At 34.8% G+C, this 22157-nt stretch carries 20 protein-coding genes; 1 reads left to right on the top strand and 19 read right to left on the bottom strand.

Annotated elements, in window-relative coordinates; translation table 11 throughout:
• Positions 1-59: 59 nt before the first annotated feature.
• The 5 genes from AC2UOP_RS04655 to AC2UOP_RS04635 form a co-directional block, all read right to left on the bottom strand.
• A complete protein-coding gene (locus tag AC2UOP_RS04655; protein WP_484832805.1) occupies positions 60-1847 on the bottom strand; it encodes a peptide ABC transporter substrate-binding protein in 1788 nt (595 codons plus the stop codon).
• 192 nt (positions 1848-2039) lie between these two features.
• Positions 2040-3476: a 4-alpha-glucanotransferase gene (locus AC2UOP_RS04650; protein ID WP_484832804.1), complete on the bottom strand. Its 1437-nt coding sequence runs from the start codon at positions 3474-3476 to the stop codon at positions 2040-2042.
• Between the two features lie 11 nt (positions 3477-3487).
• The gene (locus AC2UOP_RS04645) at positions 3488-7654 is read right to left on the bottom strand and encodes an AAA domain-containing protein (protein ID WP_484832803.1); all 4167 of its coding nucleotides are present in this window, start codon (positions 7652-7654) and stop codon (positions 3488-3490) included.
• A 12-nt stretch (positions 7655-7666) separates the two neighbouring features.
• A complete protein-coding gene (locus AC2UOP_RS04640; RefSeq protein ID WP_019214034.1) occupies positions 7667-8812 on the bottom strand; it encodes a CD0519/CD1768 family membrane protein in 1146 nt (381 codons plus the stop codon).
• Between the two features lie 19 nt (positions 8813-8831).
• Complete coding sequence (locus tag AC2UOP_RS04635; RefSeq protein ID WP_484832802.1) at positions 8832-10115, bottom strand: L-cysteine desulfidase family protein; 1284 nt, start codon at positions 10113-10115, stop codon at positions 8832-8834.
• A gap of 182 nt (positions 10116-10297) precedes the next feature.
• Between AC2UOP_RS04635 and AC2UOP_RS04630 the strand changes: the two genes are divergently transcribed.
• Positions 10298-11944, top strand: coding sequence for a tryptophanase (locus AC2UOP_RS04630; RefSeq protein ID WP_106018573.1), 1647 nt, complete (start codon positions 10298-10300; stop codon positions 11942-11944).
• 84 nt (positions 11945-12028) lie between these two features.
• Here the strand turns inward: AC2UOP_RS04630 and AC2UOP_RS04625 are convergent, their stop codons facing one another.
• The 14 genes from AC2UOP_RS04625 to AC2UOP_RS04560 form a co-directional block, all read right to left on the bottom strand.
• Entirely contained in the window at positions 12029-12232 is a 204-nt protein-coding gene (locus AC2UOP_RS04625) for a DUF951 family protein (RefSeq protein ID WP_484832801.1), read from the bottom strand.
• Complete coding sequence (locus AC2UOP_RS04620; protein ID WP_484832800.1) at positions 12232-12447, bottom strand: putative Se/S carrier protein; 216 nt, start codon at positions 12445-12447, stop codon at positions 12232-12234. Before AC2UOP_RS04620 ends, AC2UOP_RS04625 begins: the two co-directional genes overlap by 1 nt.
• The gene (gene yedF, locus AC2UOP_RS04615) at positions 12447-13022 is read right to left on the bottom strand and encodes a sulfurtransferase-like selenium metabolism protein YedF (protein ID WP_019214047.1); all 576 of its coding nucleotides are present in this window, start codon (positions 13020-13022) and stop codon (positions 12447-12449) included. Before yedF ends, AC2UOP_RS04620 begins: the two co-directional genes overlap by 1 nt.
• An 83-nt stretch (positions 13023-13105) precedes the next feature.
• The gene (locus AC2UOP_RS04610; protein ID WP_484832799.1) at positions 13106-14179 is read right to left on the bottom strand and encodes a hypothetical protein; all 1074 of its coding nucleotides are present in this window, start codon (positions 14177-14179) and stop codon (positions 13106-13108) included.
• Positions 14180-14192: 13 nt separating this feature from the next.
• Complete coding sequence (locus AC2UOP_RS04605; RefSeq protein ID WP_484832798.1) at positions 14193-15251, bottom strand: S-methyl-5-thioribose-1-phosphate isomerase; 1059 nt, start codon at positions 15249-15251, stop codon at positions 14193-14195.
• Positions 15238-15879 carry a class II aldolase/adducin family protein gene (locus tag AC2UOP_RS04600; RefSeq protein WP_484832797.1) on the bottom strand — a complete coding sequence of 214 codons (642 nt, stop codon included), beginning with the start codon at positions 15877-15879 and terminating at the stop codon, positions 15238-15240. The genes AC2UOP_RS04605 and AC2UOP_RS04600 overlap by 14 nt, the downstream gene beginning before the upstream one ends.
• The gene (locus AC2UOP_RS04595) at positions 15880-16770 is read right to left on the bottom strand and encodes a PSP1 domain-containing protein (protein WP_070600464.1); all 891 of its coding nucleotides are present in this window, start codon (positions 16768-16770) and stop codon (positions 15880-15882) included. It abuts the gene before it with no gap.
• 4 nt (positions 16771-16774) lie between these two features.
• Positions 16775-17692 (bottom strand): hypothetical protein, encoded by a 918-nt coding sequence (locus AC2UOP_RS04590; RefSeq protein WP_484832796.1) that lies wholly within the window; start codon positions 17690-17692, stop codon positions 16775-16777.
• A 10-nt stretch (positions 17693-17702) separates the two neighbouring features.
• Positions 17703-18029, bottom strand: coding sequence for a cyclic-di-AMP receptor (locus AC2UOP_RS04585; protein ID WP_019214053.1), 327 nt, complete (start codon positions 18027-18029; stop codon positions 17703-17705).
• A 1-nt stretch (position 18030) separates the two neighbouring features.
• On the bottom strand, positions 18031-18657 hold the full coding sequence (gene tmk / locus AC2UOP_RS04580; RefSeq protein ID WP_484832795.1) for a dTMP kinase: 627 nt from the start codon (positions 18655-18657) through the stop codon (positions 18031-18033).
• On the bottom strand, positions 18657-20069 hold the full coding sequence (locus AC2UOP_RS04575) for an aminotransferase class I/II-fold pyridoxal phosphate-dependent enzyme (protein WP_019214055.1): 1413 nt from the start codon (positions 20067-20069) through the stop codon (positions 18657-18659). Before AC2UOP_RS04575 ends, tmk begins: the two co-directional genes overlap by 1 nt.
• Before the next feature lie 11 nt (positions 20070-20080).
• Complete coding sequence (locus AC2UOP_RS04570; protein WP_484832794.1) at positions 20081-20758, bottom strand: hypothetical protein; 678 nt, start codon at positions 20756-20758, stop codon at positions 20081-20083.
• Between the two features lie 9 nt (positions 20759-20767).
• Positions 20768-21577: a 4-(cytidine 5'-diphospho)-2-C-methyl-D-erythritol kinase gene (gene ispE / locus AC2UOP_RS04565; protein ID WP_484832793.1), complete on the bottom strand. Its 810-nt coding sequence runs from the start codon at positions 21575-21577 to the stop codon at positions 20768-20770.
• A gap of 222 nt (positions 21578-21799) precedes the next feature.
• Positions 21800-22030 (bottom strand): Veg family protein, encoded by a 231-nt coding sequence (locus tag AC2UOP_RS04560; protein WP_019214058.1) that lies wholly within the window; start codon positions 22028-22030, stop codon positions 21800-21802.
• Between the last annotated feature and the right edge of the window lie 127 nt (positions 22031-22157).

Raw genomic sequence — 22157 nt, 5'->3', positions numbered from 1 at the left:
TTCTTATAATCTAAGAAAAGGGGAGAACTCCCCTTTTCCTAAATTAAATTTTGTTAAAATTACTTTCTTCCGCTTGTGAATATTCTTGACATACCCATTGTTGAGAAGAAGCTGTAGTTAGCGTTTCTGATGTATGATCTTCTAAATACGTTAGCAATTCTGTGAATTACTGGGCTTAGAGCTGCGTCATCATATAGAAGAATCTTTTCTGCATCGTGGAATAATTGAACACGTTTATCAGCGTCTTGTTCAACTTTAGCTTCGTCTAATAGCTTATCAAATTCTTCGTTCTTGTATCCTGTAGGATAAGCAGCTGTTTGTGAATGACAAGTTTCTAGGAAGTTTGATGGGTCGTTGAAGTCTGCACCCCAAGCTAACCATGCAATATCCCAACCTTTACCAGTTTGAACGATATTGATAAATTGTGACCAGTCTTGGTTATCTACTTCTACTTTGCATCCTAATGCTTCTTCTAGACATTGTTGTACGAATTCTCCAGAAGTTCTTCCTTCTTGAGATGTATCTGAACCCATAAGCTTGATAGTAACGCTTGATGGATCTCCTAAACCTGCTTCCTTAACGCCTTCTTCAAATAAAGCCTTTGGATCTGGATTGTCTTCAGCTAATTTCTTAACCCAACCTTCTCCTAGCTTGTTGAATTCTTTACCTTGGCAAGTTACTGCTGGTGGTACGAAGTCAAATGCAGCTGTTGGAACACCGTTGTAGCAAGAATCGATTAATTCTTGTCTGTCAAGTGCTATAGAGATAGCTTGTCTAACCTTGTTATTTCCAGTATTTGAATCTGCGTTGCAGTTAAACATGAAATATGTTGTATCAGGGTTAGCTCTTACTGTGCTGTAGTAGTCAGGGTTATTTAAGAATTCGCCTTTCCACTTAGGATCGCCTACACCTGCGTAGTCGATTTGACCTGCTTTAAGTGCGTTGAAAATAGTGTTTGAGTCTTTGATTATAGATACTTTATATTTGCTTAATTTTACATTGTCCTTATCCCAATAGTTATCGTTCTTAACATAGTTTTGTTCAGAGTTGATAACCCAGTCTTTTAGAATGAATGGTCCACATTGTGGAGCAGTTTCTGGACTTGTTGAGTAAGTGTCTTGGTATTGTTCAACTAAGTCTTGTCTTTGTGGGAAGAAAATTCTTGTTGTTACAATATCGATAAAGAATGGAACTGGATGTTCTAGAGTGATTTCTAGAGTTTTGTCATCTTTAGCTACTACGCCTACTTCTGAATAATCAGGTTCTTGACCTTCAGCTAATTTAGTTTTGTTAACTTTTTCAGCTCCCTTGATATAGTATGTGTTGTTAGCATATGGACATGCTGTTCTTGGATCTATACATCTCTTGATACCATATTCATAGTCTTTTGCAGTTACTGGAGTACCGTCGTTCCATACGTTTCCTTCTCTAACATGGAATGTATAAGTAAGACCGTCCTCAGAAAGATCCCAGCTTTCAGCTCCAGCTGGTACATATTCAACTGAACCCATTTGTCCTTTTACGTCTTGAATTCTTACAAGTGGTTCAAGAATGTTAAGTAATATACCGTTACCATAACTATCGCTTCCCTTAGCAGGGTCTAATGTGTTTGGATGAGCTGTATCAAATGTGTTTATATATTGATCAGCATCTGGTTCACCGTCTGTTGGCATTTCAGTTAAAGCGCCTGTATCTGCAGGAGCTTCTTCCTTGCCTTCTTCTTTTCCTTCATCTGTTGTAGCTGGTTTGTCAGCATCAGCTGGTTTATCAGCTGGCTTACAGCTTGCTAGTACGCTTATAGCCATTACTAAAACTAGTAATAAAGCTAAAAACTTTTTGCTTTTCATTTTAATTTCCTCCTTAAAATAAAATTAGTATCTACATTGACTATTATAAACTCTCTTATCATAAAAGTCAAGTTTTTTGAATAATTATAAATAAATAAAGCCTCGATATTGAACTAATAAATTCATATATCAAGGCTTTATAGACATTCTTATTCTATAAAAATATTTCGTCTACCGTAAATATTATTTCGTTTAGCGTAAAAATTGTACCATGTATTGTTTTAAAATTGTTTCTAATTTATGTTTTATTTCATCTAGATCAAGTTCTCTAGTCCTCTTGTTTACATCATCTAAGAGGTCCCATATAGCAATGATTACCTTGGATGCGTTTGAGCTGTACATTCTTTCAACGATATCAAGTGTTGTGAAATTTTTCTTCATTGTGTAGTCTTCTATCCTTAGCTTCATATCGCTTGATGAATTTAAATACTTATCTAGCTCTTTCATATCAAAGTCTGAACTGTAATATACAGTAGTCTTGTCAAGGTTAAGAGGCAAACTCTTTTCATCTGCATTTATATCAAAGGCATCTTGTATTGTTTTTGACTCAAAAACTTTGCCTTCTTTCATTATTTTTTTAATAATTTTTGAATTGCATCTAATATAATCAGTAAAAACTTTATCTATTATATCATTTTCTTTCAAAACAGCAAAAATTTCTTCTATAGGGTTTTTATCTGCGCTTATAGTGTCCGCGTCCATGGTTTTTGCGTCAACTTTTATTGTTGTTTCGTAATCTTCTATGTCAACTAATCTAATGTAATCAAATAATTTTGAATAGTATCCGTATTTTTCTTTTATATACTCATAGCTGTCAAAGGCGATGAAGTCAAAGCTATAAACCAATCTTTTGTCAATTTTATTTAAGTCCTTATCCTCTTCGATTGCTTTTATGGCATAATTAAGCGGTCTTAGCTTGTTATCAACTTCGAAGTAGTCTTTCTTTGCCCAAGCGTCTGAAGAAAATTCGTTTAGATAAAATGATAAATCACATAAAATTTTCACGCCTAAATCATTTGCATAATTTTTTAATTTTAAATACTGTCTATATAAAAGGAACTGAAGAAACTCTTGGAATTTTGCTTCTTCTTCTATATCCGCATCTAAATTATCCTTATACTTATTAATATTTATCTCTTCTTCAGAAAAATCTTCGAAAGAATTCTTCTTATTATATATAGTCATAAATAAAGCAAAATCTTTTAACCAATACTCGTTGTCTTTAATAAATTCTTGATATATGGCTTCTTTAGTAAAGTCTTGATAAGCTCTTTTATATACAAGCCTAAGCGCTTTAATTTTTTCTGCCTTGATTAACTCTTTGTCATGAGCATCAAATTTTTTCTCGGCTTCTGCATCTAGCTTAAATATTTCTGCAGTGCTAAGTAGACCCATGTTGATGAATTCATCAAGGTCTGCATATATCGGGTCGATGGCAAACTGGGATATGGTTTTATAATTTCTCAAATCTGAATCCATATACATGATTGGCTCTATATGCCAAATTTTTTGAGCTGAGCCATGTAAAAAATCTACTGCCTTCATGGCGTCTTTAAATGTGCCGTGCTTATATTTGCTCTTAAGCATACTTATTGGTAATAGTACACCTGCTTCTCTAAGTGCGTCCAAAAAATCACCTTCTACTTCATATCGTTAATTAAATCATCTATCGCCTTTGACGGATTGAAATAATATTTTGTGCTTCTGATGCTAGCAAAGTTCCAGCCAACTCTTTCCAAAATATCTCTCTTTTCCATTTGGTCGATGATTGTTTCGTCGTCTATATCAAATTCTGATCCTTCTGCTTCTACTATAAATTTCTTATCATCTTTTATAGCAAGTAGTGCTATATTATAAAGACCTGCCTCAACATTAGTTTTTACTTCTATGCCTCTTTCTTCAAGCTCTTTCTTGATATCTTCTTCAAATGATGACAGTTCATATCTATTTCTCTTGTCAAAGACCATCTTGTCCTCAGGATTTATGAAAAATTCAATTAAAGTTCTTCTGATGTCGCCAAGTTTTAGATCTTTCTTGTAATCAAGCGATGTCACTAAAACTACTTGATCCTTGGCTCTTGATACAGCTACGTTGTATTTTTTCTTGTTCACATCGTAGGCGCCTTCGTTTAAAACTTTAAGCGTTTCATCTTTATCGTTTGAATCAACTGTACTTAAAAATATTATATCTCTTTCATCACCTTGGAAAGCCGCTGGTCTACCGCATAAAATATTTAGCCTGTCATAATCTTGTAGACTTAATTTTTCTATAAGAAGCTTATCTATAAACTTAGCTTGATCCTCGCTAGCAAGTGATATAACGCCGATTGTTTTGCCCTCATAATCAGGCTCATCTTTTATCCTTAGTATTTCATCTGCAATATAATTTGCTTCTGCTTCATTCACTCTATCTTCATTTCTAATGCCATCTAATTTGACTAATTTTAGTGCAGGCTGAACTTTTGTCGATGATGACTCTCTTAGTGGCTTTATTATACCATCATAAGAAATAAAATTTGAGTAAGCGGCTATCATTGGAACGCTTCTAAAGTGCTCTTTAAGAGTCAAAACTGGGAAGCTTGTCTTAAGTATATCGTATAGAGATGAGTTTAAATCATATAAATGGCTGTTTGCCACCTTGTCTTTAATGTACATATCTATAAGATTTCTTTGTTTGTCTTGATCAATGCCGACTGCTTGTGGACTAACTTGTTCATCGTCACCGACTATAATCGCCTTTTTCGCCAATTGAAGTATAGGTATAGATGAGATATCTGCTTGAGATGCTTCATCAATGATCAGATAGTCAAATTTTTGATTGTAATCAAGACTTTCAAGTGCCTTGTCAATGGTCATGATCCAAGCAGGAACAGCTCTTTGGCACTTCTTAAGAAGTTCTTTTGCTTCTTTCTTTAAGCCAATCGCTTGCTTGCCAGTGCCTTTGCCAATCTTTTTCATAGTTAGCTGCCAGCCTTGTAATGCTTGCTTTTTCTCTATATCGTCCTTAATCTTAAGCATAAATGAGTGCCATGCCATGTTTGAAGCGAGCTCTTTAGTTATGTCATAAAGCTGCTTTTTGTACCAAGTCATCATCTTTTGATATTTTTCATAAGGCGTTCTATTTATCTTTGAGATAATGCCATCAAATTGCTTGTAATACCAATTTTCTTCGATATTTTCAGGTGCGTCCTTAAGGCCATGAATATCAAAGCGATTATATATAAACTCTTTCCAAGTTGGCGCAACAACTGCTAATTTGTCAAGAAGCTCGTTTCTCTTCTTAAGTATTTTAATTTTTTCGTAAGTCTTTTTAAGATTTTCAAAACTATCTCTATAGCTATCGTAGTACTTAGTCTCAATCGCCGTATTCATTAGTAAAAGTAAATCAGACTTATTATCTTCATCTACTTTTAATTTATCAAGTGTATCATCAAGCTTTGCCTTAGCTGGAATATATTTTAAATCATATTCATCAGCTAGCTCAATGTATTTTCTTAAATCGTTTTTAATTAGATTCATCTCTTTGATAAATGAATCATGTGGTGATAAAACTTTGTTATTGACAAAGATGCTATTCACGTTGATGCCCTTGTCTTGCATTAGCTTGAACAAGGACTGAATGTTTTCGTCATAGAACTTCATTAGCCTTGTAATTAATGGTAAATAGCTTAATAGTTCTTTATTTTCAATTAACTTTTCTCTGTCAAAATCAGCATTTGTCTTATATATAAGTTCATCGAAAAGTGCTTTTAGCTCGGAAATCTTTATATCTAGGTTTATATTTACTATAGCGTCGTCCATATCCTCGACAGTTACTAGGCCTTGGCCGTTAATACTAACGCTTGCCAAAACTTTTTTCCACGAATTTTTAAACATGGCGGATATACCCTTGATCTTTTTGCCTTCAACAAGCCTTGCTCTCATCTCTTCGAGTGACTGTCTTAGCTCTTTTTGATTCATATCACTTGGGTATATAAGTCTCTTGCCTCTTAAGTGCTCAATGTTTCTATCGTAGTAGTCATCAAGCTCTGTGATTAATTCTGTTAATCTAATGTAGCTCTTCTTGTCAGCATTGCCTGCCTTGGCGCTAACAATTACTTTTATTTGCCAATCTTCTAGCTTGTCAAGACTATTGATATAATCAATTTTTTCATATATATCTCTAAAATCTTCATCTGCCTTGCCACTATAAAGAGCGTTTTGATCAAGGTAGACTTTTTCCTTTAAAGTGATATTTCTTCTAATCTCTTCCTTAAGAGTCTTTGCTCTAAGTAGTGCAGCATCCATCACCTCAATCGTCTTTTCAAGATCTTCTGGATTAAGTATAGTATTTGGATCAGGTAGACCAATGTTTAGTTCTTTTTCGTCCTCTCTCGTAAGAGCCTCGTTTGAGTAGTATAAAAAGTCTATGTCGCCTTTTTGTATAGGAGGCTCTTCATATAGCTTCACTTCGCCCGGTATCTTGTTTAGACCCACATGGTCATGCAAGAATCTCGCTGCATCTATAGGACTAAAAACTTCTTCTCCAATAGTAATGCTCTTTAGCTCAGATGATTTGATGCTAAAGATTTTCTTTCTTGTTTCATTAAGTCTTTCTATAAGAATATTTCTATCCATATTAAGCTTTTGTATCTTTTCTTTAAGCTCTTCAATGGAGTGATTGCTTATATAATCAGTAATTGAGTCGATGGATTTTTCCATGTCCTCGTTATTGTCGTCAATAGTTGATACGCAAAGGGCTCTGATCTCTTCTTGAGTCATGCTCTTTAGTACCGATAAAGCTTTTTTCGTTTGTGATGCGACTAAAACAGTTTTGCCTCTAGCTAAGATATCGCCCAATAGGTTCGCTATGGTATGAGTCTTACCTGTTCCTGGAGGTCCTTGCACCAAAACAGTATCGTAGTTAGCAATTCTTTCAGCTACTTCAAGTTGCTCCTTGTTCGCTTCTTTAGTGAATAAAACGCTTTGCGAGATGCCTTCGATGTTTCTAATCTTGTCGTCAAGCGTCTCAGCTCTCTCTTCTGCTTCCTTTTCCTTGATGTTTACGCCGCATAGATTAAGTAGGCTCTTGTTTACTTCTGAACCTTTTTCTATGGATTCAATCATTTCATCAAGATTTTGTATAAAATCAGTTTCTTTATTTCTTAAATATAATAATGGTCTATTGATTATGGTAAAGGCTTTATCTGTTTCACTCGCATTTGTCTCTTGATAAGATGAGTCCGTATGAAGCCTTTTTGCCATAGATTTCATTAACTCACCCATTGACGCCGTATCAAATGGGTGGTAATAGTTCATGGATATGTGCTCCATGATATTTTTTAGCTCTAAATGATTTATATTTTCAATTAAAGATATTAGTTTTATATCAAGAGTCATGTCTCTGTTTGTATCGCGTATAGCTATACTATCTTTTCTTGAGTCAAAATCAATTGCCGCCCTCTTTATTAATATAGGATGATAAATGTTCTTATCGTATTTTGAGATTAAAATACCATTGGCAAAGACTAATTCATACAAATGAGATTCGTTCTCAAGCTTGTAATATAGCTCTCTGAACTCTTTAAATAAATTTTGCACTCTAATATCCTCTTGCGTTTTTTGCGAATAAGGTCTAGTAATTCTAAGAATCACATCACTTGTTGAATCACTTCCGCAAGAAAAATAAAGGAATTTATTATTAAGATTGATCTCATCCAAATACTTATTCCAAAGCTCGTCCTTAACATTTAGTATAGGCTTGTATTTATCGTCAATAGTTTGCCTAATGTATTTAAATAATGAAATTACTCTTTGTCTCTCGTCCATTTCTTCTCCTATCTATGCTAATATTGCAAATAATAAATGTGCTGAAAATCCGGCTACTAAGCCGCCTATAGTGTGTGCGAATATTGATTTACCAGCCAAGTCATTATATCCAAGTGCATCCATCATCGCTATGTGTGTTGAAAGATATCCTGACCAGCACATGCATATAGCTGTGAACACTGCTACGTCTGAGGCACTTGCTGCTCCTGTGTTGATTAGTTCAGGTACTAGACCTATGGCAGCTCCAGCTGAACCAAGTGCTGTGATTGGAACGGCTATGCACTTGCCTGATGTAAAACCAAATATCGGTTTAATTATAAAACTTAGTTTATCAGCTATTAATGGTAATAGCTTTACTCCTTCCTTTGCAGCTCCTGTATAAAGGCCATCTGGTCCAGGTCCGTTCGTTAATATAAGTACCACTGTACAAATAAGTATAACGCCCGGAACTATTGACATACCCATGTCAACTCCAATTTTGCCTCCATCAAGTAGAGCGTCTATAAATCTATTGAATGTTGATCCATCTCTAACAGGTCTTAGGTCCATGGTAGTTTTTTCTGCGTCAGCTTCACCCACAGCCATTGCTTCAAGACCAAACTTTTTCTTTGTAAATAGCATCATGATCCTAACGCTGACAATTGAGCCAATTATAGCTCCTAAATTACCTATAAGCGCTGCTTTGATGCTGCCATTAATTTTTAAGCCCATCATAGTAGTAGTCGTGATAAAGCCCATGCCAAAGGCTGTGCCAATATTTGTTAGCGCTGGTACTTGATATTTTTTAAAATATCTCAAAAAGTTTTTATCCTTAGCTAGAGCAAGTATCGATGGGTTATCTGATAAATAACATGTCAAAACGCCTACAGATGCCGCCCCTGGTAAATCGTAAATTGGTTTCATTAGTTTTGAAAGAAGTTTATTAATTAAGGATATGACACCAAACTCGCTAAGTATTGAAGATAATCCTCCAGCCACAACAGCTATCGCCATGATATAGAAACAAACTTCCATAAGCAAGGCATAAGCCGTGTTCATAAAGGTATTGATTAAATTGATGGCTCCCATCTTTGATGAAAGATAGTAGAAAAAGGCAAATAGTGCTGCCAAAAAGATAAATGTTTCTAAGCTAATAGCTTTTTTAAATTTTCTCTCCATAATTTTTTCCTGTTAAAATTTATTTTATGATGTCTAGCATTACGTCGTCAACTCTATTAAATGCACTTCTGCATAAAAGGCCAACATTTTTGATAGTGTCTTCAATATTACCTGAAACTACTCCGACATTTTCTTTTGGAGTGCATCCGTTAAGCGCTAGAAACGCGCTAAGTACTGCTTCGCCTGCGCATGTCGATAGCTTTAATGCACAAGTATTTTTTGCTCCATCGCAGATAAGTCCAGTTAGATTTGCAAACATATTTGAGCAAGCGCCCTCGATTTGTTCGTCTGTTCCACCCATCATCATGGTGATGCCAGCTGCAGCGCCAAGTCCAGCTGCTATAGCGCATCCGCACATGCCCGATAATTTTCCTGAGAATGTCTTAACAAATCTGTTAATCGCATGACCAAAGTATATAGCTCTAATCATGTCTTCTTTTTTTAGATTAAATTCTTCATATATTAAATATATAGGTATGATAACGTTTATGCCTTGATTGCCACTTCCGCCGCTAGTCATAACCATACAGTTTCCGCCACTCATCCTCATATCAGCAGCTGCAGCTGTTAATATCCTAGTTTTAGTGTAAGCATCGTTAGAAATTATGTTTTTATTTTCCATCTTCTTAAGGCTTTGACCAAGAAGGTTTGAATTTTTAAGCTTTAGCCCTTCATTAGCTGCGTGCATATTCATTTCAACGCCTTCTTCAATGAAGTCTAATTCTTCTAGTGGTGTCGATAAAACAAGCTCTTTAATCTTTTTAAGAGTAAGTTTTGACATGAACTCCTTCATTTCGTTACTTGACTCCTCTAGTTTATTTTCATAAAGAACTTTATCATCCACTTTTATGTATTCTACGTTAGTGTGACCCTTTTGCAAAAGTCCTTCTACACATGTTTCATCAAATTTAACAAGCATCTTTACATAGATGTCCGGTGTTTTTTCATCATAGCTTAGCTTGATATTTAAAGCTTCTCTAAGTTCTTTTGCTCTAGATATCATCTCATCATTAAATTTAGTTAAAACAAGAAGACCATCGTCCTTATTGCCTCCGCTAAGACCAAGTACAGCAGCAAGATCAAGACCGCAAGTGCCAGTATTTGGTATAGTAACGCTCTTGCCATTCTTATAAATATTCTTACTAACAATTACATCAATCTCTTTTGCCTTGGCGATGTCTTCTTTTATGTAATCATTCATGAAAGCTCCTAAGTAACACACAGCGATAGGCTCAGTGCAGCCAAGAGCAGGCATCGTGTCTTCTTTGATAATATCAAGAAGCTCTTTTTCCTCATAAGTCATAGTATCACTCCTAAAAAATAATCTCCAAAATGATTATAACACAAAAAACTCTTTAGTTCAATGATTTTAAAAAGGAGAAAAAGATATTTTTTATAAAAATTTATGCTCTTGACTTTCGTATGCTAAAAGCTTATACTGTAATTAGTGGACTATGCTTTATATAAAATTAAAGGAGGTATATTATGAGTGAAAAATATCCATTAAATGTTCCTACTCCAACGCATTTTACATACGTGGTAAAGGACCTACCAAAAGTTACAGTTGAGGAGCGTGAAAAAGCTCTTAAGGCTACTCACTACAACGAGTTTGCGTTTCCATCGGGGCTATTAACTATTGATATGCTATCTGACTCGGGTACAACTGCCATGACTAACACTCAATGGGCATCTTTATTTTTAGGCGACGAGGCTTATGGCAGAAATACTGGCTACTACGTTCTTCTTGATACTTTTAGAGACATCTTTGAACGCGGCGGAGAAAAGAACTGGAAAAAAACTTTAGATCTAGTTAGAACTGATTGCCGAGATGTTGAGAAGATGATGAACGAGGTTTATCTATGTGAATACGAGGGTGGCCTCTTTAATGGCGGCGCTGCTCAAATGGAAAGACCTAACTCCTTTATCATTCAACAAGGACGTGCGGCTGAATCGGTTCTTATGGAGATAGTTAAAAATATATTGACTGAGCGTCATCCTGGTAAGGTTTTCACTATACCATCAAACGGTCACTTTGACACAACTGAAGGCAATATCAAGCAAATGGGTTCCATCCCAAGAAATTTATATAACAAAAAACTTTTATATGAAATACCTGAGGGCGGCAAATATGATAAGAATCCATTCAAGGGTAATATGGACCTAGAAAAACTTGAAGAGCTAATCAATGGCGTCGGCGTCCAAAATGTTCCATTGATATTTATGTGCATAACAAATAATACTGTTTGCGGTCAACCTGTTTCTATGGCGAACATTAGAGAAGTTAATAAAATCGCTCACAAATATAATATACCACTAATTTTTGACGTAGCTCGTTGGGCAGAAAATTCTTATTTCATCAAGATGAATGAAGAAGGCTACGAAGATAAGTCCATAGCCGAGATAGCAAGTGAAATGTTCTCATACTGCGACGGTTTCTGTATGTCAGCTAAAAAAGATGGCCACGCTAATATGGGTGGTATGCTTGCCTTTAGAGACAAAGGTTTATTCTGGCAAAAATTCTCTGACTTTAATGAAGACGGCTCCATGAAGATGGATGTCGGCGTAAGACTTAAAGTTAAACAAATTTCTTGCTATGGCAATGACTCATATGGCGGCATGAGCGGCCACGATATCATGGCTCTAGCTGTTGGTCTATACGAGAGCTGCGATTTTAATTACATGGACAGCCGTGTTAAGCAAGTTGAGTATCTTGCTCAAGGCTTCTACAAAGCAGGCGTTAAGGGCGTTGTGCTTCCTGCTGGTGGTCATGCTGTTTACATCAACATGGATGAATTTTTCGATGGCAAGCGCGGTCACGATACTTTTGCTGGCCAAGGATTTTCACTTGAACTTATTAGGCGCTACGGCATAAGAGTTGCTGAACTTGGCGATTTCTCTATGGAATATGATTTAAAAACTCCTGAGCAACAAGCTGAGCTAGCAAACGTTGTGCGTTTTGCAATTGATAGAAGCAGACTTAGTCAAGAGCACCTTGATTATGTAATAGCCGCTGTTAAAGCACTTTATGAAGACAGAGAAAGCATTCCAAATATGAGGATACTTTGGGGCAAGAACCTACCAATGAGACACTTTCACGCATTTTTGGAACCATATAAAAACGAAGAAAAATAATTTATATAAAAGAGGCGAAAATTTTATCTTTTCGCCTCTTTGTGTACATACAAAAAAGAGATGTGAAATAAAAATCACATCTCTTTATCTTATGCTTATAAATTTTCCGTCTTTAAAAATTTTTCTCACATATTTTTCAAAGTCTTTTTTGCTAAAGTCTAAGACTCTTTCACATTTTATGCACTTGAGCCTTATTTTCCCATCCACTGAAATGATTTTAAATTCATCACTTCCACATGGATGAGACTTTTTCATCTTAACAATGTCATCTAGCCTATACTCAAGCATTAGTAATCAAAGACCTCGCCTTCAATTTCCTTGTCTTCGATAAGTTTATTTACTTTATCGAGGTCATCCTTGCTAAAAACTATTGACAAGCCGCAAGATAAGCTAACGTGTCTTGGTGTTGGTATCATCTTGTACTCTATAGCTTCACTCTTAAAAACTCCTTCTGCAAGTATTGCGTGGTGAGTTGAGTTGAAGCTTAAAACATATTTTTTCATTATGATAAAACTATATTTCTATCTGCTTTTTCTAATGTTTCGTAAATAGTATACATATTAGAAATTTCGCCAACTGCTAATTTTTCTTTTAAGCCGTAGAAGTCAAGACAAGTTCCGCAAGAGATAATCTTAACGCCATTGTCTGCCATGCTCTTGATATCGTCAAGCACTTCGCTTCCTTCACAAGTTAATTTAACTCCGCCATTGAAAAAGACAATAGTTTTTGGTAGTGGAGCTGTTTGTGAAACAGTGTATAAAAAGCTCTTGATTAATATAGCACCAAGTTTTTCATCGCCGTGACCCATAACGTTTGTGCCTACACCTATAACAAATGTTTCGTCATCAGATTTTAGTTCAACTGCATGATCTTTGTTTATAGTTACCTTGTAATCTTCGCCAACTGCTTCAACTGTAGCCTTTAAGCCCATGGACTCAGCTAATCTTGATAAATTTTCAGTAGCAACTTTATTATCAACAAGTGTGCAAACTACTCCTGTTTCCATTGCATCCAATTCTTTCTTTGTTAATATAACTGGTTTTGGACATTCTAATTTTCTTGCATCTATTTCCTTCATAAATACCGCCTCCTAATTATAATTTATACTTAAAATCATCTTATGTCAAGATATATTCATCTATTATAAATAAATCTAATAGTTTAGCTTATTTTCATTGAATAAATTGTTATATTTTCGTCAGACACTATTGCGATAAAGTCACCACTAATATAAATATTTCTGATGTCCTCTTGCATATCTTTCATATAGTACTTGCCCTTAAACGGTATATAAATTTCTCTTTCTGAGTAAACGATGTAGTCATTATTATGCTTAAGTAGGCTTCTTACATTTTGATTAAATGTGTGTTCTTCCAAAACTTCTGCCTTATTATTAAGCGTCATAAGCTTGTCATCACAAAGAAGATAAACTTTTCCTTCATCTATGGCAATGTCTTTAAGAGTGTTATACTCTTTTTTAAAAACTATGGATGACTCTTGCATATAGTAAAGTCCCTTGTTTGTTGCGACTATCTTCATATCTTTAAGATTGCCGATAAAGGCAATGACTTCGTCGTTAAATTTATAATAAAGTTTATTCTCGCCTTTTCTGTTAATTTCTTTGTACAAAGATGCTTTGATATCGCTCGAATATGGGTCAAATGACGCTATCTGCATAGTTTTGAAATCTTTATCAACATTGTATGTCAAGATTGGGTTCAATGCCTTATATCTAAAGCGTTCAGTGAACTCATCGTCATAAGTACGAAGCGTTTCATTGAAATTATCGCTTAGCCAAGCTGTGAATCTGCCGTCCTTTTCATCTATAAAAGAAATAGCTTCATCAAAATTAAAGCTTTTCACATCTTTTAGGTCATCATAGCTCAAAATATTGACAACACCATTAGGAGCGTCAGTTGAATAGATGTACTTGTCCTTAAAAAGTACGTTTGCAGTTTTCGCCTCAAAGTCTCTTCTCATAACGTCTTCGTCGCTTAGGCCTGTCATAACAAGTGTACCATCTTTATGATAATAAATATGACCATTTCTGAAACAAACTCTCATGTCAGAGGTTAAATTTCTTGTATAAACTTTATCAAGACTAAGTGTCTTCTCGCGATTGAAATTGAGTTTCATCATTAGATCCACAATTTTTTGAGGAAAGGCAAATGTTGCCGCAAGCACTAAAATTAAAACTATGGCAATGCTTATGAGTATTCTTTTGTAAATATTCATTTCCTTAAACATTTTAATAATAATCCACTTCTCCCATCTTGCCGTATGAAGCTAAATCATAAGGCGCAAAAACGCCTCTATCTGTAACAACTGCTGAAACAAGTTCAGGAGGAGTCACATCGAAGGCTGGATAATATCCCTTAACGCCCTTCATTACATGGCTCTTGCCCATAAAGGATGTCGCTTCATGAGGATCTCTTTTTTCTATACTTATATCGTCAATCGATTTGCCTAAATCAGGTATGCCTGTTACAAAATATGGTATACCCATGTATTTTGCGCAAATTGCTAGCTGCAAAGTGCCAACTTTATTCACAACGTAGCCTTCTTTTGTAATGCTATCGGCTGCCGAAGTAAATAAACTTATATTTTTTTCTTTCATCGTCCACGCGCCCATATTATCAGTGATGACTGTAACGTCCTCGCCTTGACTTCTTAGTACTGAAGCTGTTAGTCTAGCTCCTTGTAAGAATGGTCTTGTCTCTGGGCAATAAACTTTTATCTTTTTACCAAGCTCTTTTGCTCTAAGCATCATGTAGCCGACTATGGTCTCGCCAAAGCATTGCGTCATGATGGCGCCTTCGTCTGGCATTAGCTTTGCTAAATTTTTTGCCACCTCGTTTATGGCTGAGTATCTTCTCTCTAATGACTCAAGTGCTCCTTTAAATATTTCTTCGTAAGGAACTAAACCTTTTTCAATCGCGTCCTTGGCAATATCATAGGCCCTTTCAGTTACTTGCATCATTCTAAATGATGTTGTTTCTCTAGCATTGGCAAGAGCAAGCTTTGCTTCGTTCATGTGCTTAATAAATTTACCTTCAGTAAAATCTTTTGCTTCATAAGCAGCAAGTGCCATGCCCATAAAAGCGGCAGTATATGGCCCAGCACTTTGAGTAACCATATTTTTGATGGCGTCTCTCACTTCTTTGTAATTAGAGCAAATTTCGTAGCGCGTTTCAATTGGATATATTCTTCTATCAAGTATCTTGACCTTGCCGTCTTCAAACCAAGCAACGTTCTCATACTTAAGCATGAAACCAAGGTCTTTGTCCATCCTATTATTTTTGTCCATAGGACTTCATCCTCTCAATGACTGCATCTATATCGCTTTTCTTTAATACATGAACATCGTCTTCAAAGCGTACTATATGATACATCTTTGCGATATATTCAATGGTTCTTGCATTAGAGTAAGCTTCTTTCAAATCACTACCAAGCGCTAAAACGCCGTGATTAGCAAGTAAACAGCCCTTTCTATCTTTAAGTGCACAAAGAGCCTTCTCAGCTAGATCTTGTGTGCCAAAAACAGCATATTCAGCGCATTTTATATCTTCTCCGCCAAGATCAGCCATGATGTAGTGAAGTGCTTCAAGTGGCTTTCTAAGTGTGCTATAGCTAGTTGCATATATTGAATGCGTATGAACTATGCTCTTAATATCAGGTCTGTTTTTATAAACAAGTGCATGTAGAAAAGATTCTGTTGATGGCTTATTCTTGCCCTCTAAAATATTTAAGTCCAAGTCCATGACTACAAGATCATCGAAATTCATATTGTCATAAGGTATGCCAGATGGTGTGATAACCATCGCCTTTTCATCTGGGTCATATATACTTAAATTGCCAGCTGTGCCAACAGTTAGCTCATCTTTAATCATCTTTTTAGCATATTCTATAAGTAATTTCTTATCTTGTATAAACATCTAGTCACCTTCTATATTTTTAATATCTTCTTGATCATCGTCTGTGTATGATTCTTGTACATAGTTCCTGTCAATCTTACCTGTGTCTTTAACTTCATCAGCGAATGTCAATATAACTTTACCAAGGTTTTCGCCTTCCTTAAGCTCAACCTTTAGTGATTGCTTAAGAATGAATCTATCGATGACAACGCCTTTGCCTTGCTCAGTTATAATTATTGCGCCTATCTTTGGCATTTTATCAACTAATTCATTGTATTGATCAGCCTCATAATTTAAACAGCACATAAGTCTTCCGCATAGACCAGATAATTTACTTCCGTTAAGAGTCAAGTCTTGGTTTTTAGCAAGATTTATGCTTATAGGTGAGAACTCACCTAAAAATGATGAGCAGCATGTTTTTCTACCGCACTTACCAACTGATGGTATGCATTTGGCTTCATCTCTAACGCCAACTTGTCTAAGCTCAATACGCATTCTAAATATTCTTGCTAAATCCTTAACTAGCTCTCTGAAGTCAACTCTGCCCTCAGCTGTGAAGAAAAATATAACTTTATTCAAATCAAGAGTGAAGTCAATATCTAGTAAATTCATTCCAAGACCATACTCTTCGTTCTTTTGAATAAATATCTCTCTTGCCTCTGCCTTTCTTATGTCGTTGTCCCTCTTTTGAGCGATGTCCTCTTCAGTCGCCTTTCTTATGATTGGCTTAAGAGGTATACCAAAGTCGTCAAGGTCTATCTCCTTATTAGCGACGACAACATCACCTAGCTCAAGTCCTCTAACTGTCTCGACTACAACCTTGTCATCAGTAGTAAATTCTTGCTCCATAGGATCAAAATAAAATATTTTTCCTATGGGCTTAAATCTAACGCCTATTATTTTTTTATTCATATAATCACCTATCAAATTTTTCTACCATATTTAAAACTAAAGTCTCTAGGTGCAGCCTGAAATTACCGCTGTTACCTAAGTATCTCTTAGTCTCTTCTATCATGTCAATGCTATCTACCAAATCATATAGCGCAAGCCCTTTAAGATTTTTAATCTCATCTTTATAGTCAAGATTAACTATCCTATCAGCACTCGAGGCTATATCCTTGATAAAAATTTCAAAGTATGTAAGTATTTTTTCAATATTTTCTTTATTTTCTTCAAAAAAATCAATTTCTTTAACGCTCTCATAACGCTTTTTATTTAATACTTTAATGGCTGCATCTATGCTCATCTTTCTAAGCGTCATCTCTTTTTCATCTTCTATAAAAGATTTAAGCGCGCTTATATCACCCATGGATATGGATGCGTAAAGCTCTTTATTGTCTAGCTTTGGATAATTTTCATTGATATAATCCATAAGCTCATTTTTATTAAGAGGCATAACTCTAATCACTTTGCTTCTTGAGATGATGGTGTCAAGAATCATGTTAAGGCTCTTAGTAACTAAGATGACTACAACATAACTTGGCGCCTCTTCAAGTGTTTTTAAAAGAACGTTTTGACTCTCAATTTGAATATCTTCTGCTCCTAAGAGCATATAAACTTTTCGGTCTAGCTCAAAAGGTCTTATATAAACATCTTTTGCTATGGACTGAGCATCCTCTTTCTTGATTTTTTCGCCCTTGCCAAACAAGGCAAAATCTGCCTTTTTCTCTGGGATTTTAGAATTAAGAAGAAGCCCTGCAAATTCCATCGCAAGGCTTTCTAGATAATCACTGTCTTTGCCTTCAAAAATATAGGATGATACAATTTTTTTATTATTGATATCGTTATAAAGTATTTTTTTTACTTCATCATTTCCAAATATTTTCTCAAACACAAATTTTCTCCTATACTCTTAAAAATTCTTCTACGTTTAATACAAATAATGTTGCTCCACCAACTTTTACTTCAAGTGGATAAGGTACAAAAGTATCTCCAGGCATAGTAACAGTAAGTAAAGATGTAGTTATCTCTCTTGTTTTGCAATTATGATCAACAAGTTCTTTAACTTCATTTACTTTATCGTCTTCAACACCTATTAGTAATGTAGTGTTACCAGATTTTAAAAATCCGCCTGTTGAAGATAATCTTGTCACTCTATACTTTTTTTCTGTAAGTGAATCCATTAGTGCATTTACGTCTTGATCTTGAACAATTGCTACAATTAGTTTCATACTACCACTCCTTCATTAATTTTTTTACTTCATCTAAGGCTTCGTGAGCAAGGCTCTCTTTATCCTTAGTACCATCCAATTTGATTAGCTTCATGTGATTTTCTTCATAAAGCTTTAAGTAGGCTAGGTGAACCTTTTCTTGGAAGTCCTCTCCCAAAGACTCTATCCTATCTAGTTCACCAAGCTTTTTAAGTCTTTCATAAGATTTTTTTGCATCCAAATCCATAAGTATAGTTAGGTCGGGTCTAAAGCCTTCTAAGAAAAAATCATTTATCTTCATGACCTCATCTACGCCAAGTCCTCTCACTATGCCTTGATAAGCAAGTGATGACAATAAAAATCTATCTAGTATGACAGAAGTGCCTTTACGTACATTTGGCTTAATCACTTTGTCATATAGTTCAGATCTTGAAGATGCGAATAAAAGTGCCTCTGTATGATAATCCATATCCTTATTAGCCTTATCAGCTAAGATATCTCTTATCTTCTCGCCAATATCAGTTGAGCCAGGCTCTCGCGCATTTATATAATCAAGGCCCATCTCATCAAAATAGCCTGTGATTGCGTTTATAACAGTACTCTTGCCGGTTCCGTCTTGTCCTTCAAGAGCTATTACTAGTCCCTTCATTAGTCAACTACAACCAATGAGTCTTGGTCTTCGCCAAGTAGGCCAACAATATTTAAGTCTGATTCCTTAAGGAATTGTATGTGATCAAGTATCTCTTCAGTAATCTCTTCGCCAGGAACAAGTAGAGGTACTCCAGGTGGATAAGGGATTATTGGTGATGTTACTATCTCTCCAAGTGAATCCTTTAAGCTAATTATCTTCTTTGATGAGTAATATGCATCCGCTGGTCTAATAATAATCTTTGGATCAGGCATATTAACTCTTATATGCTTAACCTCTTCATAAGAAAGATTCTTTGAAAGGTCTCTAATTGCTTCAAGAAGCTTTTCATAGTCTTCGTCTTCGTTCATAAGCGTTGCAAATATTAGAGCGTAGTAATAATCACTCATTTCAAGTCTAATATTGTGTCTTTCATAAAGCTCTTTTCTAAGTCTTGAGCCCTTAACGCCTTCAAGCTTGAATAATATTTTAGTATTGTCCTTTGATTTGATAGTTTTATCAAAGTCATCGCCTTCAAAAACTTCAACTCTGTCAATCTTTTTAAGCTCTTCAATAAATTCTAGACACTTAGTTACATTGTGATGAAGTTTTTCTCTGCCTTCACCGTCCATGTATGCACAAGCTGTTTCGTTTGATAGTGTGAATAAATATGATGGTGAAGTTGTTGTATATAGCTGGAATCTATCTCTAAGTTTATTTGTATCAATTCTTTCAGAACCAACATGTATCATAGATGTTTGTGTAAAACCAGTAAGTGTTTTATGAGTTGAGTGTATAACTATATCCGCACCGCATTCAAGAGCTGACTTAGGTAGTCTGTCATCAAATTTCATGTGAGGTCCGTGAGCCTCGTCAACCATAAGTATCTTACCATAGTTATGACAAATTTCTGCTATCCTTTCAAGGTCTGAAGCGATTCCGTAGTAATTAGTGTGAGTTACTACAACAGCCTTTACCTCAGGATTGTCAAGGATTAAGTCTTCTATCTCATCTGGGTCAACGCCAGTTAGAACATGATAGTCATCGTTATACTTTGGATATACATAAACAGGATTTAATCTATTTAGTATCAAAGCGTTATATACGGATTTGTGGCAGTTTCTTTGAACAATGATGGTATCACCTGGCTTAGTTATAGTTGAGATAGCAATGTATATGCTACCAGTAGAACCATTAACAGCGTAGTAAGTGCTCATAGCACCAAATACTTTAGCAGCTTCTTGCTGACTCTCAAGTATAACTCCTCTTGGTTCAAGCAAATTGTCCATGCCATAAGTTTCTGTCGTGTCAATAGCTGGGATGTAATCGCCCCAGTTAAATAGTGTGTTCTTTCCTTTATGTCCAGGCATGTGGAAAGAAACCGAATTTTCGTCTTTTAATTTTGATAATGCTTCAAAAACAGGTCTTTTCATTAAAAACTCCTTTACACTCTATATATTTCAGTTTTTTTGCGAATGGTTCTGTACCATGTGTATATCATAATTAATATCAATATTAAGCTAAGCACATAAAGAATGTTCTTTGCTCTAGCTATTCTTAAAATATTTGCAAGGCAATAGAATAATCCCGCTAAAAAGAATAAAAGTGATGCCCTCTGTATATTTACATTTCTTCTTCTGACAGCATTTTTAAAAACGCTTAAGAAAATTAATACATTTAGTATTAAAGCGATTATGGTTCTAAATACTTCCATAAAGGTGCTGATTCTGTCTTGGAACCAGCCATTTTGCGGAAGCAGTGTTAGTATCATCAGTATCGCACTTAATAAATAAATTATGTTTGATGCATCTGGCATCCTTCTCTTTTTTAGTGTTCTTGCCGCTAGATAATAAAATATTATCAAAAGTATTGGTATCATAAGTGAACTTATAAATAAAGAGATGTTTGTAAGCCTTATAATCTTCTCATCATCTGCTAAAAATAAAGCATAAGTCCTGATACCTAAGAAAAGGGTGACAAAGACCACATATGTCTTGGTAAATATGCTTTGCAGCTTAAAATCTTTGTCAGCATAATTATATTTATTTATAAAATTGTCCATAACAAATATTATTACTATATATAAAAATGTAAATATTGGTTCTAATATTTTTTGTAGCATTAAATCACCTCATATCAAGTGAGTTTTAATCACAAATTGGTAGCGGTTTTTCATTAAATCATAAGCCTTTTGAAGCTCTTCTTCATTCTCAAATAGACTAAAGACACTCGAACCAGAGCCGCTCATCATGGTTTTGAAGCCGCCCAAAGCACTCATTTCATCAAAAAGCTTCTTAACAGCTATGTATTTAGCAAAAACAAAGTCTTGCATATTGTTTTTAAACCTTTTAAAATCATCTTTTTTTATAAGATCTTCAATAGCTTCACTGCTTAAGTAATCTCCATCAAATGACATACCTTCATAAACATCTTTCGAGCTAATGTTTATGCCAGGATTAACTAAAAGCACCTTATATTTTTTAAGTCCTTCTACCTCTTTAATTTTTTCGCCTCTACCTGTGCAAACGGCAACCGACTTAGCAGTAAAAAAATTACAGTCGCTACCAAGCTTTAAAAGAATATCAAAATATTCTTCTTTTGTCAAGGATAAATCATAAAGCTCATCAAGCGCCCTAACTGTTTCATAAGCGTTTGAACTGCCACCAGCAAGACCAGCGCCCATAGGTATATTCTTCTTAAGCTCTATACTTAGTCCTTTTATATCTCTAAGCTCTTTTACTAAATCATAAGCTTTCTTCATGATATTATCTTTTATATCAATATTACTATTAATAATAAAATCTTCTGCCTTAGCAAAAATTATCTCATCATAAAGATTAATTTTAGACATAAGAGTGATGATGTCATGAAAGCCATCGTCCCTTTTGGATATGACTTCAAGATGCAAATTAATTTTCGCATAAGATTTTGTTTTTAACATGACCTTACATACTCCTCCACTCTTACATTCATTATAACACATTTTAAATTCAATGTATAGTTTTATTTTTATTTAAAATATTGCTCATGATATTGACGCAAAATTAATCTTATAAAAAATATTTTAAGCGTCATAATAATAATTATAAAATATATTTATAAAAATTTAATCATAATCCATAAAAAGGCAAAAAAAGTCCTCACATCGCTGTGAGGATATTTTTTAGATTATTTTTACTACTACTGTCGATGTTAATACATCTGAATAAGTATACGATATAACCTGATCGTTATTTTGTCCATCTTCTAGAGTAACTGTGAATAGATTTGGATATGCTGAAGTAATTACTCCCTGTGCCTCGACAAAGGTATTTCGGCCAACATTTGTCGTTAGATGCACTTTTTTACCTAAAATACTCTCAACACTTCTTCTAATTCTCTTAATCTCGTTCATAAGATGAATCCCACCCTTCATATACTTCATAGATTTTATCTACATCTATATATAGTATAGCATACTTAATAAATTTTGTCAATCATTTATATATATTTATTTTATAATTGTACTAAAGTAATTACAG

Source organism: Fenollaria sp., assembly GCF_057222035.1.
The sequence above is the reverse complement of the archived record's forward strand: the minus strand, read 5'-3'. Positions and strand labels throughout refer to the sequence as shown.

What these genes read in the sequence shown, in the direction of transcription:
- AC2UOP_RS04655 (WP_484832805.1), bottom strand. Translation starts at nt 1,847, where the DNA reads ATGAAAAGCAAAAAGTTTTTAGCTTTATTACTAGTTTTAGTAATGGCT.
- AC2UOP_RS04630 (WP_106018573.1), top strand. Translation starts at nt 10,298, where the DNA reads ATGAGTGAAAAATATCCATTAAATGTTCCTACTCCAACGCATTTTACA.
- AC2UOP_RS04570 (WP_484832794.1), bottom strand. Translation starts at nt 20,758, where the DNA reads ATGCTACAAAAAATATTAGAACCAATATTTACATTTTTATATATAGTA.
- AC2UOP_RS04620 (WP_484832800.1), bottom strand. Translation starts at nt 12,447, where the DNA reads ATGAAAAAATATGTTTTAAGCTTCAACTCAACTCACCACGCAATACTT.
- AC2UOP_RS04595 (WP_070600464.1), bottom strand. Translation starts at nt 16,770, where the DNA reads ATGAATAAAAAAATAATAGGCGTTAGATTTAAGCCCATAGGAAAAATA.
- AC2UOP_RS04610 (WP_484832799.1), bottom strand. Translation starts at nt 14,179, where the DNA reads ATGAATATTTACAAAAGAATACTCATAAGCATTGCCATAGTTTTAATT.
- AC2UOP_RS04640 (WP_019214034.1), bottom strand. Translation starts at nt 8,812, where the DNA reads ATGGAGAGAAAATTTAAAAAAGCTATTAGCTTAGAAACATTTATCTTT.
- AC2UOP_RS04600 (WP_484832797.1), bottom strand. Translation starts at nt 15,879, where the DNA reads ATGTTTATACAAGATAAGAAATTACTTATAGAATATGCTAAAAAGATG.
- yedF (WP_019214047.1), bottom strand. Translation starts at nt 13,022, where the DNA reads ATGAAGGAAATAGATGCAAGAAAATTAGAATGTCCAAAACCAGTTATA.
- AC2UOP_RS04575 (WP_019214055.1), bottom strand. Translation starts at nt 20,069, where the DNA reads ATGAAAAGACCTGTTTTTGAAGCATTATCAAAATTAAAAGACGAAAAT.
- AC2UOP_RS04645 (WP_484832803.1), bottom strand. Translation starts at nt 7,654, where the DNA reads ATGGACGAGAGACAAAGAGTAATTTCATTATTTAAATACATTAGGCAA.
- AC2UOP_RS04625 (WP_484832801.1), bottom strand. Translation starts at nt 12,232, where the DNA reads ATGCTTGAGTATAGGCTAGATGACATTGTTAAGATGAAAAAGTCTCAT.
- ispE (WP_484832793.1), bottom strand. Translation starts at nt 21,577, where the DNA reads ATGTTAAAAACAAAATCTTATGCGAAAATTAATTTGCATCTTGAAGTC.
- AC2UOP_RS04605 (WP_484832798.1), bottom strand. Translation starts at nt 15,251, where the DNA reads ATGGACAAAAATAATAGGATGGACAAAGACCTTGGTTTCATGCTTAAG.
- AC2UOP_RS04635 (WP_484832802.1), bottom strand. Translation starts at nt 10,115, where the DNA reads ATGACTTATGAGGAAAAAGAGCTTCTTGATATTATCAAAGAAGACACG.
- AC2UOP_RS04585 (WP_019214053.1), bottom strand. Translation starts at nt 18,029, where the DNA reads ATGAAACTAATTGTAGCAATTGTTCAAGATCAAGACGTAAATGCACTA.
- AC2UOP_RS04560 (WP_019214058.1), bottom strand. Translation starts at nt 22,030, where the DNA reads ATGAACGAGATTAAGAGAATTAGAAGAAGTGTTGAGAGTATTTTAGGT.
- tmk (WP_484832795.1), bottom strand. Translation starts at nt 18,657, where the DNA reads ATGAAGGGACTAGTAATAGCTCTTGAAGGACAAGACGGAACCGGCAAG.